The organism is Microcoleus pseudofavosus SVA1_A4 (assembly GCF_036700565.1).
Lineage (GTDB): Bacteria > Cyanobacteriota > Cyanobacteriia > Cyanobacteriales > Microcoleaceae > Microcoleus.
The window spans coordinates 1-13,762 of sequence record NZ_JAUBPE010000119.1 but is presented as its reverse complement, the minus strand read 5'-3'; the positions used below and the strand labels follow the sequence as shown (position 1 = coordinate 13,762).

The window sequence follows — 13,762 nt, the reverse complement described above, 5'->3', positions numbered from 1 at the left end:
TCTTTGAATACAACTTGATATTTACAGTATATCATATTAGTTGATTTGTGTAATTAATTTTGTTGAGCTACTTAGTATGGAACCGATTTCGGCTGGCGGTGGTGAGGGTATCCAGGCAAGTTGTTCGGTAATCGCAACGATATCTTGAGAGTTCTGACAGCGGTTGAGGGTATCAATGGCAATTCCCACCATTGCCTTTAATGCTACTTTTTGTTGGTTAGTTGAGTCGATTAGATAATTGAGGGTTTGTTCGGCTGCAACTGGGTTTTGCTGATAAGCTTTGACGATAAAAGAGTCCATCAAAGGCATCGGTAAGTGAATGATTTGGTCGAAGTACGGCGGGAGACGCCGCAGCCATTTTGCTTCGTCTCCCTCCGGCACGAAACGCAACAGGAAAAACATCCACAGTAATTCTGGAATCCAGAAATAAACCCGCACAGTGCTGAGAATGAACACCACACCGAACGCCACACCCACCGCCACGCCCATCGTCACACCTCCCGCCACACCGGACACCACACCGGACACACCCAACAACACACCCACCGACACACCCAACGCCACACCCAACACCACAACGGACGCCACACCGGACACACCCAACAACACACTCAACAACACACCCAACGCCACACCCAACACCACACTCAACAACATACCCAACGGCATACGGAACTCGAAACCCAACGGCATACAGAACTGGGAACCCAACCGTGCTAAGCAGTTTCCCAAAAACCAGCCTATCAAAACAAGACTGCTTCTCGACCAATTAAATGGTTCGACTGCCAACGAATAAATGATGCCAACTAGCAGTGCAGTTATTGGAGGTACGGCTACTGTCAAAAACCAGACTTGTCCGGCATACCGCCGCAATTTAGGATTAGCCCTAAACTCCGCCCGCATCGTAAAAGGATTAGTATCAGATTTCAAATCAGGGTGAATTTCCCGCACCCACTCCGCCAAAGTAAAAGGTTTAAAGTAAATCCAGTAGAGAAGGCGAAGGCATTCAGCTAGATAATTCCAATTCATATTGCTCCTAACCATCACACCACTTGCCTAGCAGACCACCCAAACTGTTACACAAAAGCTTTTTGAAGGAATCAGAAACAATATCTCCAGGAATTATACCTCGGAAAAACATAATCAGAACAATTATCACAATCAGACCAATTAACCAAGTAGAAATTTCATCGAATTTCAATCCGAAATTTTTAGTTAAATTGCCAATCCAAATTGGCATATCCCAGACTAGCCAGCGCAGCCACTGCAACAACTTCTGAGGGCGCTTTGGTCGAGCTTGCAATTGTAGAACAGTCCTAGCTTGGGATTGAAAATTCTGCTTTGCCCACTTCACACTTTTACTATTTTGTTGTGCTTCCCAGAGATATTTTGCAGCTAATTGCAAACGTACAGGATGCCGTTCTCCCCACTCCAAAGCTAGACGCTGATTTGTTTCAGTTAAAGCTGGTATAGCACCTGCTATTGTTCCTTTAGGCAACTGAACCAATTTTTGAGCTTCGGCTTCTGAAAACTTTTCCAATAACCAGAATGAACCGACGTTGAAAAAAGAAGAGGTCAGTTTATATTTGGTGCGGTAGGAATCAAGAGTTTCTAGAGAGGCTAATACCAACATCAGGGCGCTATTGTTGATTAAGGAATGAAGATTGTCATAAAATCCTTCATCAAATTTTTCGCGATAACTATCCTGAAACAGCGCTTCAAATTTATCTATACATAAGACTGGTAATATTTTCTCTGCCTCACAAAGTCTAATGGCTTTAGCAAAGGTACTGCGCTCCCAATTGGCAGCGGAAAAAGCTGTAACTAAACTCCGCTTCGCTTGAATAACTGGCGCTTTCCTCAACTCTTCAGCAACTGCTTGATAGAAAGTATTTTCAGTTTGGCATTCACCATCTTGAAATGATAAATAAATGACAGCATAAGGGGTGGAAGCGTATTGACCATGATTGCGAATTTGATAAAAACGCCAAAGTAGGGATGACTTGCCAATTTTATGTGGCCCCACAATATTAACGCTGGTTGGCTGTGGGCCTGTCATCTGAGATTGAATAAATTTTAGTTCGTCTTTGCGCCCCACAAAGCAATCGGGGTTTTTCAGCATAGAGGGTGCAGAAAACGGACAGGGAGATGGCGAAGGGGGAGCCATAGAGTTATTTGACTAGAAGAAAAGCGGACTCGTATATTTATGGTACACTATAATTTAGTTTAGTTATGCGAATCCATCCGAGGGCTTGTTGCGATCGCATAATTAAAAAATAATTCCCCACTAACAAAAGAAGTAGCGGGGAAGATTTAAATGTTTTGAGTTGTGAAATAAAGATGCTTCAACTTAAAACTAACGTACTCAAAACTCAAAACTATTTTCGGTTAATCAACCCATCAATCGCGACTGTGAGTAGCTCCATTCGGCAAAATCGCCCCGCTCAAAGCCGCTTCATTTAAATTAGCAACATTTAAACTCGCCCCAATCAAATTAGCCTCCGACAAATTAGTTCCGGTCAAATTCGCCCCTGTCAGAGAACTCAGCAGCAAACCCGCTCCCGACAAATTGGCGTGACTCAAATTCGCCCCCCGCAAATCCGCTTCCAGCAAGCTAGCACCTGACAAATTCGCACCGCTCAAATTAGCTCCCCGCAAAGAAGCTTTGTTCAAATTTGCACCCCTCAAATCGGCATTGTGCAGAATCAAACCATTCAAATTGGCTTTACTGAAATTAGCTCGACTTAAGTCAGCACCGCTCAAATTAGAGCCATTTAGATTAGCGGATTGCAAGTCAGCACCGCTCAAGTCAGCACCGCTCAAATTAGCAGCGCAAATACAAGCCTCCCGCAGACTTGCTTCGCTCAAAGAAGCTCCAACCAAATTGACACCGCTGAGATTTCCGCGATTGATGTAAGCCCGAATTAGAGTTGCTCCGCTCAGGTTCGCCCCGTTCAAGTCTACTTCGCTGAGAATCGCTCTAGTCAGATTTGCTCTGCTTAAATCAACCCCGCTCATAATGGCTCGGCTCAGCGTCGCCCCGCTCAAATTCGCCTCAGTTAGTTTCGAGCCGCTTAGCAAACAAGCTCCTACTAAACTCGCTCCAGTCAGAACAGCTTTGCTCAAGTCAGCCTGAGACAATATTGCTCCGCTGAGATTAGCTCCGCTCAAATCTGCTGCGATCGCCACAGTTCCAGTTAAACTAGAACTGCCGAGGTTAGCTTCAATTAATTTCGCCTTAGATAAATTAGCCCCGCTCAAGTCTGCGCCGTTTAAATTAGCTCCAATTAGTTTGCTTCTAATTAAGTTGGCGCCTTTCAAATTAGCGCTGCTCAAATTTGTTCGACTGAGATTAGCTTCACTCAAATGAGCAGCAATGAGGTTAGCCCCTCGAAAATCTCGTTCCCCGTTTCTATGTCTAGTTAAAAGTTCATCGGCACTTAAAATCTCAGTGAAATTCATAAAAAAATTGAGTGAGTTTCCTTAATTTCTCGATGTTCTATGTTGTCTGAAAGTTTGTACTATCGTGTTGGCCAGTCGGTTTTTTCAACCAATAGTGCCGAGCGTAACAATTGTCAAAACTGGTTGACTCTTAGCATCACCCTGCTAACAAACGTTAAAACTTAGGTTTGTCAGCGCGGCAGTTATGAAGAAACCGAGTTCCTCGCCCCCGCTTGTAAGTTCTGTAAGTCTTATTTTTGCTAGTAGTTAGTTGGTTGATGTTAGTTGTTAATTGTTAGCTGTATTTATGCTAACAATTAACAACTAACTATTAACTTCTAAGCATTTACAAAAATACTGAGAAGTTGTCGATCGATGTTGTCAAGGTCGATCGCATATTTGGGGTATTGCTGGCGGCATCCGCGCCGCATTCTGACCCGAAAAATTGCCGGTACAGGCGATCGAATTTAGTAGTGCAATCAAGAAACAAGATATCGGAGCTTCAACCCCGAATGCCTTCTACATAAATGCCTTCTATCTTCGATCGCGCATGAAAGCAGATCCCGGTCAGCTCAGCTAGTGTCACCTCCCCCCACTGTGCTCCGCGGAGCGTGAAATCCCACAGGAAGGCTGTTTCCCTCTGAGTTCTGAACGGCTCACGGGCGAAGGAAGCAACACGCTATCCCTCGCCTGGGATTTCCCGAAAAAATGACCCGCGAGCCATTTCCGTGCTCCCGCGCTTCTGTGTTTGCTGTTAATGTTTATTCGATCCATGAGCGCTTGCGGTTCTAATTAACAGAACACCCGACACCTGACGCACTCTCGGACATCATAGCTGTTCCTGGGCTTCTCAAATGCTTCGCTGAGGCATTCCCAGAAAAACTGTATTCATGCCGCCGGTGTTGCCAACAGCAATTCGGCTGCGACAGCCAACCAATGACCAGCCTAAGTCTTGCCCGAAGGCTACGACAATATTATTCTAATAGTTGCCGACCACCGCAGACCGTCCTGGGCGCGGGACTGGCTACTTCACCTGTATAAGTTACTGAAACTAGCAGCCCCATAATTAAAGATAGTCGCTCTTTGACTAACCGAGCAATATCTGCTGTAATTTATGTTATCAAATTTGATAATACTGCGGGGTTTGCAATTGAGCAGTAGTGAGTGTTACAGACTTAAAAACCGCAGCGTTTTTTTTGGATGTAAAAATTAAGGGAGGCGATCGAGACGCCGACGCAAAGCCCAGCTCGCCAATCAAAATTAAACTTTTGACAGGTCGCTTTTTTTTAAGTTTCCAGAACAAAACAAAAGCCGGCTTTCCGAGAAAAAGCCGACTTTTGAGATAATTTTATCGGCAAGTCGCGCAAAACGCCTCGCTCGCCCGTGTTAGTTCCATCGCCAGGAACACTCCGAGTGCGCGAGTGCGACTACCCTGTCGGAAGTAGAAACAATACCCAAACAAACTCTGAAGTATTAAATCAGAGGGTGGCGGGTAGTGCCCTGATTGGGGTCGTAAATACCAGCCGTAGTATCAACGCCCGGAGTGCCGGGAGCGCCGTAATCAGCCCGAGCGCTATCGACGCTGGGAGACTCGTAGGTGTTCCAATGCTGAATGCCTCCGCGGCTCAGGATTGTTTCAGCTTTAGCAACTTCTGCTTCGCTACCGTCGATCAGTACCAAGTAATCTCCTCTCGCCACCCGATCGCTGTATGCTTTAGCTTCCTCTTCGGGAATTCCCAAACCGACTAAAGCTCCGATCAAGCTGCCCGCAGCCGCACCCAAAGCTGTACCCGCGAGTGTAGTGGCGATCGCCGTAGCTGAGGCTCCAGCCAGCATAATCGGCCCGATTCCCGGAATTGCCACTAGGCCCAGACCTACCAACAAGCCCGTCAAACCGCCCAAAGTGCCACCTGTGAGTGCGCCCTTGGTCGCCCCTTCATCGGCCTTGTTGTCCGCGCTATCCTGCACGTCAATCCCTGCGATGTCGCCTTTAGAGTCAGCATCCTTAGCGATCACCGAAACCCGATTCATGTCGAAACCAGCAGTTCTAAGCTCTCCCAGCGCGTGTTCCGTCTCGCGGCGGGTTGAAAATACTCCCACGGCGCGCTTGTCGCGGGCGGAAGCTCTGCGGCCGGTGTCTGCCGGCACATCATAAATGCCCCAATCCTGAATACCCCGCACGCTCAGAATGCGTTCGGCTGTGGCAAGTTCGGCATCTGTTCCTTCTACGAATACCAAATATTCTCCGCGCGAGATGCGATCGCTATAAACTTTAGCTTTTGCTTCGGGAACTCCCAAACCGATCAAACCGCCGGCCAAACCGCCCGCTGCGGCCCCAATCGCGCCTCCAACAGCAGTGTCAGCCAGTAGAGTCGCGAGCGCGCCCCCCGCCATCACCGGGCCAACTCCCGGAATCGCGAGCGCCCCAATGCTTCCGAGCAACCCAATCAAACCGCCCGTCACGACTCCCGCTGTCGCGCCTGCTTTTGCGCCGCCGCCCACTTTTTCGTCGGTACTCTTACCAGCGCTAGCGCCCGCAATTTCGCTGCGATCGAGATTTTCCCCAACTACCGAAACTTTATTCATCGGAAACCCGCTACTTTGCAGTTCGATCAGGGCTAGTTCCGTATCTCGGTAATTAGAAAATGATCCTACAGCTCGCTTGTTTTGACCTAAAGCCATTTTTTTCTCCTTCAAAATAAATTACTTTTACACAACCACAGAATTTATGCTCTGCTTGCTGCAATCAATCACATTTAGTCATTTTTTCCCAACAATTTTCATCGGTCGCTGGGAATAACCTCTGTCTCTATCTTCAGGCTGGTTTCCCACTAATTCTCACGAATTGGAAATCGGAAATTGGGAAGGGGAAATTGCAGGTAGTGCGCGAGTGCGTGAATTTTAAATTTTAAACTTTTTAACTTAAAACCCCGCTAGCCGCGGAGAGTCACGTAAGCGTTGCGCTCCAAAAGCAATATTACAATGCCCAACTTTCCCTTTTCCTTGTTCCTTCTTTCCCTCTTCCTTCTAATCTATGGTTTGCTGCTAGGCGATGCGGCTGCAGCGGGGGCGACAACAGCCGTCACATTCACCGTTTTGACACCCTTAATCTCTTTAGCTAGCGGCTCAATTTTAGCTAAATCAGTTTGATTTGGAACTGTGCCGCCTACGGTGACAGCCCCGTCTTTTGCCTCAACAGTTAGCTGACCTTTAGTGATGTTTACTTCCAACTTGGAGCGAACTTCACTTTTGAGGTCGCCATCGGCTCTCATTGCATCGCCGCCAGTCACATTGTTGCGCTGTTCTCTGGCCCTGATATCAGAATTTGCTTGGTTTTTGCGAATATCGCTAGTGGCGTCACCCTGAGTTTTTTGAACTGTCTCGGCTGGGGGCGGGGTGGTGGTATTTTCTGTGGTAGAATTAGGAGCATCAGCGCTAGTTTTAGCCCCTTCGGTGCAAGCAGCAGCTCCAAATAATAAAAGGCCGCTGAGGAGAATTGGTGTTAGTTTGTTCATAATATGTTAATACCCTCCGGGTAAGCTTTTGACGATCCAGACTTAGTTGACCCAGATGGATCGAGACAGAATCTTTGTTTGTGCTTTCTGTGATTTAAAAATCATTATTTTAATAATATAACTTTCACGAAGTATCTACATCGCTCCACGGGTGTAAAATTTATCTATGCCGTTAGATAGAGTACAAAAAACAAAATAAGGTCTTGAGTCAAATTTAACTTAATTTAGTTCTGAGCGTATTATTCCTCAGAAACCCGGTTGATGCCGACATTTTTGGTGTCCAAAGCCAATATTTTCGTAGAAACCAAGTTCAAGAGCGTAATTTTCTTAATAAATTCGATCGCCACTCCCAACTAATTTTTCCCTCGAACCTCGAACCTCGGACTTCTTCCCTCAACATCCATCCGTTAAATCTCACATCTTGCACCATTCTCAAGAACGGGCAAGATGCGCGTTCCACAAAAGATAAATTTTCTTGTGGAACAGGCATCTTGCCTGTTCATAAAAGCCTAATTGAGAATGGTGCAACATATGAGTTAAATCCGTTAAATCCCCTACACTGCTCCTTGCCGAACTTCCTGCTTCAAAACAAACGAAAAGAGTCGAGAAATTTTTGAGCGTTTTCTGGTTCGGGGGTAGTGACAACCAGCCCGTAAACGCGCGTTTCCACCAAAAAAACTTGACCTACACCTACAGGTTCAGTCGGGGAAAGCGGCTGAAACTCAAACTCTTTTCCCGGATAGCCTCCTAGGGAAATATCCCGCACTTGCAGCAATTTAGCATTCGCCCCCACGACAAAGAAATCAACGGCATTATTTAAAGTAATTTTAATATTATTGTTGCTTTGCCGGAAATCTAGGTCAAAGTATTGAAGTAAATAACTTTCTTTGTTTTTTAAGACCGACCTGTATGTATGAGCGGTAATTTGAGTTGAAAAAGTTTCAGAATTCATTTTGGGAGTTCCCGGCATATCGATCGCAAACTGACCCATCGCCGAGCAAAATGGCTGCCACTCCGGCGCCTGAAGAGCGGCCCGCAGCGGGGCTGGTTGAGATGCAGCGGGACTGGCAAACTTGACAGGCGAGACAAGTAATGTAGCAGCAACTAGGAATAAATTCAGCAATTTCATTTTTATAAAAATTATATTAGCCCGATCGATCTGCGTTAGCCTAGAAATATATCCGCAAAGGGGGGATTTATGCTGAATATTATATTTACTCAACGGCGAGGCAACTCGATCGGGCGATCGCAAGCTAAAACCAGTAAAACCAACAAAACCAATATACTCGCTGCTGTAAATACTTGGCTGGCTGTGTGTCTGCTGGCTGCTGTCACAGCTTGTGCAAACAGCCCCAACAGCAAGGCACTCGAAGAATCTTTAGCCGCCGATCCAAAATTACAACAAAATCCAGTGGTTTTATCTTCCGGGCCACCAGCTACAGCCGTTGAAACAAACTCTACCGCCAAACTTCCTCCCGATTTCCCGACAGAGATTCCACTCTATCCTAATGCTCAGTTAATTGAAGTTGGCGGGCCAACCGATCCGTCGCAAAAAAATGTGCGGCTGCGCTGGGAAAGCACCGATCCGGTTAATTCTGTTCAGAACTTTTATTTTACAGAGTTTGGGCGCAGCAACTGGGAAATAGTCAGCCGCCCAACCGCCGAGGGACAAGGTTCTTTAGTAGCAACCCGAGATAATTTGCGGGTAACAGTGTCGCTTTCTCCTACTCAGAAAGTAGGGGGTTCTACAGAATTTGCGATCGACTACAGCAAAGACAGTTCAGAAATTGCCGCCAGTCCTCAACCTAATAATTCCGAGTCTACCGCATCTCCAACACCTTCACCAACCCCATCTAATTCAGAGGAAACTACTCCAACGCCATCCGCCTCGCCAAAATCAGCAAAAGTTAGCCAACTAGATACCCAAATTCCTCAACAGTTGCGGCAGTATGTGGCAGATTTGACCGCGTTGGAGGTGCTGAAAGTGCGAACGACAGAAAATGCTAATTTAGAAACTGCCAGCACTTTACCCAAACCCAACAAAATTGTCACTCGCCGCGAATACGCCCGCTGGTTAGTAGCAGCTAACAATCAGATTTATGCTAGCCGTCAAGCCAAACAAATTAGATTAGCAGTAGACTCTAGCGAACCGGCTTTTTCTGACGTACCCAAAACAGACCCTGATTTTTCAGCAATTCAAGGTTTAGCAGAAGCCGGCTTAATTCCCAGTGCGCTTTCAGGAGAAACTAAAGATGTGAAATTTCGCCCCGATGCACCTGTAACTCGCGAAACAATGATTCTCTGGAAAGTGCCATTAGATACTCGTCAAGTTTTGCCAACAGCTAACATTGACGGAGTGAAAGAAAAATGGGGTTTTCAAGATGCCTCTAAGATTGATTCCCAGGCCTCGCGGGCAATTTTAGCTGATTTTAACAATGGAGATTTGGCGAATATTCGCCGCGTTTTTGGTTTTACTACTCTGTTTCAGCCGAAGAAATCTGTGACTCGCGCCGAAGCTGCTGCTAGTTTGTGGTATTTTGGCGTTCAAGATCAGGGATTGTCGGCTAAAGATGCCCTCGAAGCAAAGTCTCAACCTGCTCAATAGAGTTGTTTGGGGTGGTTAAAAGTGGTGAACAAAGCATCTATTTACCAATACCCAAGAAACCTGGTTTTTTATCTGTAAAAAAACCAGGTTTCTGCGTCCAAGACTGACGAAATTTTACCAATTTTTGACCAATCTGCGCGCGATCGCCCGCAACAAAAATTTCAGCTTGGATTTCTAGGATTTCTGTGAATATGATATCAAATCCGGTAACACCGGAATGATATAAACGCAGGACACGGCGCCGTGTCCTGATTGTGGGTAATATAATTCCCATGCTACCGGATTTGATATGACTTACCCAGAAACCGAGTTTTATCTACAAAAATGTGCAGTAAAACGCGAGGGACATCGGTTGAAAAACCCCGCTTCTTGAATCCCTCTGCGCTCCTTCATCGTAAAAAATCCTTTCAAACACTATACATCCGCCTCTACGGGATAGATTTTTTTCCTTAGTCTTAATTTTTGTATCCTTCCACACAACCGCTGCATTTTGCTGGCAAATTTTGTACGTATTTTAACTAACACTTTTCAAAACTCTCAGTATGATTCCGGATGTGGTAGCGGCCTTAAGGATAAATGAAAAAGAGTGTTTGAGCTCTAGGAGAGCGTTTTTCAATGTACAATATTAACCTATTTACCCCGCAAGACATAGCGAAATGCAGCTTAGTCCTGCGCCAGTTCGGTAGAAATACTGCTAGTATGGAAGCCAGCAGCCAGAAGATTGTTAAATATATTTACCAACATTTTTGCGATTCGCAAACGGGAGAAAACACCTGCGTTTCGGTGCGTTTGTTCAAAACTCACCCCTACGGCGAATTAGAAGACTCATTGCAACAATCCGCCCGCTGCTTGATGAAGGGCAATTCCCCCGCCGCCGACATGAAATGCTGGACTCTGCTAGCAGCAGCAGGCACAGAACCGCAGTGGAATTCTCGGCACACAGCAGCAAAAAATCCAGCTATTCCATTAGTTAGCGCAAAATTAGTGGCTCAAATGCCGGCGATTTCGGAAATAATCCGGCAGTTCGGTTTAGATATTCCTACATTCCTCGGAATCGAGCCAGAAAGATTCCTGCAATTAGAGCCTGCAGTATTAAATATTTTTCACGTACCAGAGGCAAAAGGCAGCCCCTTTATTCCCGAACAAGATTCCTTAATTATCCCCTACCAAGTCAAGTCTGTCTTGGGATTTGGAGGACTTCTGCGGTCGGGAAGTTTGTTTGCTGTAGTGATGTTCCTGAAAGTTAAAATTCCCAAAAGCAGGGCAGAAATGTTTAAAAATTTGGCACTGAGTGTCAAAACAGTCCTGTCGCTTTCCGACGAAAAACTTGTCTTTAATTCGTCAAAAAATGCTGTAGATTTTGTGAAAAATAACAATTTTTATGACACCCAATTCCTGGAATATCAAGTTGCGAATCTGATTCAATTGCTGGATTTTTCGGAACAGGAAATGTTCAGGCAAGCAGCTCGTTTTCAACGGACAATTGACAAGTTGCAGCGTGAAATTGCCGATCGCAAAAACAAGGAACAAGCTTTGCAAACAAGTCAAGATAAATTCACAGGTCTCCTCAATATTGCCGAAGATGCTATTGTTCGCGTCGCAGAAAATCAAGGAATTCAGCGTTTCAATCAAGGCGAAGAACAGATTTAACCCAAGCTATGTGTTTAGCAACCCGGTTTTTTTTGAGAAACCGGGTTGCTTGGTGCTGTGTTTCTTGACTGCATTGAGAAGTGTCGAAAATTATATTATGCCGATCGCACAACCGCGATAAAATTGGTTTGTAGTGAGGAGTTCAGCGGGTTCTAGATGCTAAGATCGAGCCGTACCATTTATCTATTGGTATTTGCTTTCCGATCCGAAATCCTAAGTTTTCAATAACTTGTCGGGTTTCGGCGTGAGTGTGACCAGACCACAAGTGATATTCTAAAGAAAGGTTTTGCACGAGTTGCCAAGTATCTCGATCTTCAAATAACAGCCATTCTGCACCTTCGCAGTCTACTTTGGCTAAATCGACGCTGCCGCCAATTCGCTCGATCGCCCTTTTCAACGATACCATCGGTATGTCGCCGCTTTCGCTGACGCGCGATCGACTTTTTCCCGATACTTCCCGAATGTCGAGGACTACTTTACCATCTCGGTCTCCTACAGCTTCCATAAAATATGTAAAATTTGCGATTTGAGATTGATGTTTGAGGTAATTTTCCAGGTAGGGATTAGGTTCGTAGGCGTGAATCACGGCCTGGGGAAATCTGTTTCTGGCAGAAATCGGAAATAACCCGACATGGGCTCCAATATCAATAATTGTCATCAGCGATTCAGATAATTGTTCGACTCCGTAGCAGTCGTCTAAAAGCACTTCTATAAATTCTCCGTCCATGCCTTTCTCGGAAGGCACGTTTACTTGATGCCGCTTTCCTTGCACAATTAATTGTTCGGGCAATTGAAAGCTAGCAACTCTGTTAAATTTTATCCCTAACTTTTTAGCTCTAATTTTGCGCTGCATCAGTTGCTGAAGTTTATGGAAAAGCATAGGGGGAAATTATGTTCTTATTGTATAAAAAATTAGCTGATGGAAATGCCTCTAGGTACTAACTCACATTTTGCAATGCTCGGAAACCCGGTTTAGGGCTGCGGGTTCAACCTGAAAGGCGAGATTTTTAGTTCACGGGTGACAACCAGAGTCAGAACATAGATAGAATCAATGACATAGCCCTCATACCCCTCTGAAAAAATGGTAGTTTGTTACGCCTGATTCTCATTAATTCAATAATAATATCTTGACTTGCATTCCATCCCAACCACCCAGCATTGACCATATAATCCAATCCAAAAACTACTGTGCCGCCCGAGCGAGCGCCCATATTCAGTTAACCTACCCACATATTTTTGAATTCCCATCGTCTGAATTTTTTGCCTGTGTAAGAGTGCAACTATAGGCAATGGCTATCAGTAATATCAAACTGATTATTAGCATGACTCTTCTCGCTTGTTATAATTACCTGTCTGACAATCTTTAAACATTGCTTCAATTCCACTCCGACATTTGAAAGTATCGATAGACTGCTTTAACTCGCCTAAATTAGTCACAAGATACCAACGCAACATCATCCTGTTTTCCGCGATATTTGCGTCGCCAATAAGCAGCAATATCACAAGTGACAAATCCTTTTTGTTTGGTAAGTTTTACATGAGACAAATAAAAGCTTTCCCCTGGCAGTAACCCAGGGTCAGATAACAGGATGTAATCAGAATTGTTTTCTTGTATAGCAGTCCTAAATCAGTCGCAAAATCGATCGAGATCAGAATCCTTGTAGTGCGAGCATCTTGCTCGCGTACTATTTTTCAAATCATTTAGGATTGCTATATATACCGCCCTTGTTTCACCCGTCAAATAAACTTCACTTTCTTCTGGCAGAGCCAGTCTGCCAGCTTGATGCTACCAAATTCTCCCTCGCCTAAAATGATAATTTTGTAATCTGACAGTAATTCTCAAACAGGAGTGATTAGAGCTTTTTCTTCGCAAATATTACTACTTCCTTTTTGATCCAGAAGTATCCAGTATAATGGGATACTTCTTTTCTCCCATATCAAGCGAGCGCATAAATACATTTTGCGCTCGCCCGAAGAGTGCGCTCGCTCGCTAGTTTCAAAGGTTTAGACTTTTTAAACTTTGCTTGTAAATTTTTTTGACCAACGGAAACCATAGACTTTCAATGTTCAGGCAATCCAATTTGAGAAATCTTTGCCAGCTGCGCCTCCGGCTCTCAAATTGAATCGGATCAGGCATGGACGGTGGCCAGTAATTCGATATTAACTTGTTTTTGGCTCTGCAACAGATAGACTAAAATTTTTAGAGTCAGGTATTCTGCTGGTTTAAGTTGTTTTTGTAGATGAATTTGGTAAAATTGAGGGAACATTATTGCTAGATGGGCCACGATAGAATTTCGACCCCATCTTTTTTTAACTTAAGTCAGGTAAATCTGCCACAGGCGGGGCTTTTGACTCTTGTTGTCACCCCGTGAAGTAATTGCCCTCAACGCCCAAAACCAATAATCTGATTTTTGTTCGAGATCCCGAAAAATTAACGGTACAACAGGCTGTCCCATGCCAATAATTCTTTGATAAGGAATGAAAAATAAATAAGTTGATGAGTTATCGGTTATAATGAAAAAAGTGTGAGATAACAATTTTCACTCCTACA

General features: G+C 44.9%; 12 protein-coding genes. 2 read left to right on the top strand and 10 right to left on the bottom strand.

Annotated elements, in window-relative coordinates; translation table 11 throughout:
- Nucleotides 1-36: 36 nt before the first annotated feature.
- The 7 genes from QUA02_RS31310 to QUA02_RS31280 form a co-directional block, all read right to left on the bottom strand.
- Nucleotides 37-1,029: a hypothetical protein gene (locus tag QUA02_RS31310; RefSeq protein ID WP_333033546.1), complete on the bottom strand. Its 993-nt coding sequence runs from the start codon at nt 1,027-1,029 to the stop codon at nt 37-39.
- Nucleotides 1,030-1,036: 7 nt separating this feature from the next.
- Nucleotides 1,037-2,167: an AAA-like domain-containing protein gene (locus QUA02_RS31305; RefSeq protein WP_333033544.1), complete on the bottom strand. Its 1,131-nt coding sequence runs from the start codon at nt 2,165-2,167 to the stop codon at nt 1,037-1,039.
- A gap of 233 nt (nt 2,168-2,400) precedes the next feature.
- Nucleotides 2,401-3,462 (bottom strand): pentapeptide repeat-containing protein, encoded by a 1,062-nt coding sequence (locus QUA02_RS31300; RefSeq protein WP_333033543.1) that lies wholly within the window; start codon nt 3,460-3,462, stop codon nt 2,401-2,403.
- A gap of 1,452 nt (nt 3,463-4,914) precedes the next feature.
- Nucleotides 4,915-6,123, bottom strand: a complete 1,209-nt coding sequence (locus tag QUA02_RS31295; protein WP_333033542.1) for a histidine kinase — start codon at nt 6,121-6,123, stop codon at nt 4,915-4,917.
- Between the two features lie 350 nt (nt 6,124-6,473).
- Nucleotides 6,474-6,956 carry a BON domain-containing protein gene (locus tag QUA02_RS31290; protein WP_333033541.1) on the bottom strand — a complete coding sequence of 161 codons (483 nt, stop codon included), beginning with the start codon at nt 6,954-6,956 and terminating at the stop codon, nt 6,474-6,476.
- 310 nt (nt 6,957-7,266) lie between these two features.
- Nucleotides 7,267-7,446: a hypothetical protein gene (locus QUA02_RS31285; protein WP_333033540.1), complete on the bottom strand. Its 180-nt coding sequence runs from the start codon at nt 7,444-7,446 to the stop codon at nt 7,267-7,269.
- 93 nt (nt 7,447-7,539) lie between these two features.
- On the bottom strand, nt 7,540-8,085 hold the full coding sequence (locus QUA02_RS31280; protein ID WP_333033539.1) for a hypothetical protein: 546 nt from the start codon (nt 8,083-8,085) through the stop codon (nt 7,540-7,542).
- Nucleotides 8,086-8,154: 69 nt separating this feature from the next.
- Between QUA02_RS31280 and QUA02_RS31275 the strand changes: the two genes are divergently transcribed.
- Nucleotides 8,155-9,561, top strand: coding sequence for an S-layer homology domain-containing protein (locus tag QUA02_RS31275; protein WP_333033538.1), 1,407 nt, complete (start codon nt 8,155-8,157; stop codon nt 9,559-9,561).
- Between the two features lie 37 nt (nt 9,562-9,598).
- On the opposite strand, the gene QUA02_RS31270 is transcribed toward QUA02_RS31275, so the two are convergent.
- Nucleotides 9,599-9,835: a hypothetical protein gene (locus QUA02_RS31270; protein WP_333033537.1), complete on the bottom strand. Its 237-nt coding sequence runs from the start codon at nt 9,833-9,835 to the stop codon at nt 9,599-9,601.
- 341 nt (nt 9,836-10,176) lie between these two features.
- Here QUA02_RS31270 and QUA02_RS31265 point away from each other — a divergent pair, with 341 nt between their 5' ends.
- On the top strand, nt 10,177-11,211 hold the full coding sequence (locus QUA02_RS31265; RefSeq protein WP_333033535.1) for a histidine kinase: 1,035 nt from the start codon (nt 10,177-10,179) through the stop codon (nt 11,209-11,211).
- Between the two features lie 142 nt (nt 11,212-11,353).
- Here the strand turns inward: QUA02_RS31265 and QUA02_RS31260 are convergent, their stop codons facing one another.
- Both QUA02_RS31260 and QUA02_RS31255 read right to left on the bottom strand, forming a co-directional pair.
- Nucleotides 11,354-12,091, bottom strand: a complete 738-nt coding sequence (locus tag QUA02_RS31260; protein WP_333033534.1) for an FkbM family methyltransferase — start codon at nt 12,089-12,091, stop codon at nt 11,354-11,356.
- A gap of 1,435 nt (nt 12,092-13,526) precedes the next feature.
- Nucleotides 13,527-13,667: a hypothetical protein gene (locus QUA02_RS31255; protein ID WP_333033533.1), complete on the bottom strand. Its 141-nt coding sequence runs from the start codon at nt 13,665-13,667 to the stop codon at nt 13,527-13,529.
- Nucleotides 13,668-13,762 lie beyond the last annotated feature (95 nt).

Excerpts from the sequence above, each read along its gene's own strand:
- QUA02_RS31310 (WP_333033546.1), bottom strand. The coding sequence starts at position 1,029 with ATGAATTGGAATTATCTAGCTGAATGCCTTCGCCTTCTCTACTGGATT.
- QUA02_RS31305 (WP_333033544.1), bottom strand. The coding sequence starts at position 2,167 with ATGGCTCCCCCTTCGCCATCTCCCTGTCCGTTTTCTGCACCCTCTATG.
- QUA02_RS31300 (WP_333033543.1), bottom strand. The coding sequence starts at position 3,462 with ATGAATTTCACTGAGATTTTAAGTGCCGATGAACTTTTAACTAGACAT.
- QUA02_RS31295 (WP_333033542.1), bottom strand. The coding sequence starts at position 6,123 with ATGGCTTTAGGTCAAAACAAGCGAGCTGTAGGATCATTTTCTAATTAC.
- QUA02_RS31290 (WP_333033541.1), bottom strand. The coding sequence starts at position 6,956 with ATGAACAAACTAACACCAATTCTCCTCAGCGGCCTTTTATTATTTGGA.
- QUA02_RS31285 (WP_333033540.1), bottom strand. The coding sequence starts at position 7,446 with ATGCCTGTTCCACAAGAAAATTTATCTTTTGTGGAACGCGCATCTTGC.
- QUA02_RS31280 (WP_333033539.1), bottom strand. The coding sequence starts at position 8,085 with ATGAAATTGCTGAATTTATTCCTAGTTGCTGCTACATTACTTGTCTCG.
- QUA02_RS31275 (WP_333033538.1), top strand. The coding sequence starts at position 8,155 with ATGCTGAATATTATATTTACTCAACGGCGAGGCAACTCGATCGGGCGA.
- QUA02_RS31270 (WP_333033537.1), bottom strand. The coding sequence starts at position 9,835 with ATGGGAATTATATTACCCACAATCAGGACACGGCGCCGTGTCCTGCGT.
- QUA02_RS31265 (WP_333033535.1), top strand. The coding sequence starts at position 10,177 with ATGTACAATATTAACCTATTTACCCCGCAAGACATAGCGAAATGCAGC.
- QUA02_RS31260 (WP_333033534.1), bottom strand. The coding sequence starts at position 12,091 with ATGCTTTTCCATAAACTTCAGCAACTGATGCAGCGCAAAATTAGAGCT.
- QUA02_RS31255 (WP_333033533.1), bottom strand. The coding sequence starts at position 13,667 with ATGGGACAGCCTGTTGTACCGTTAATTTTTCGGGATCTCGAACAAAAA.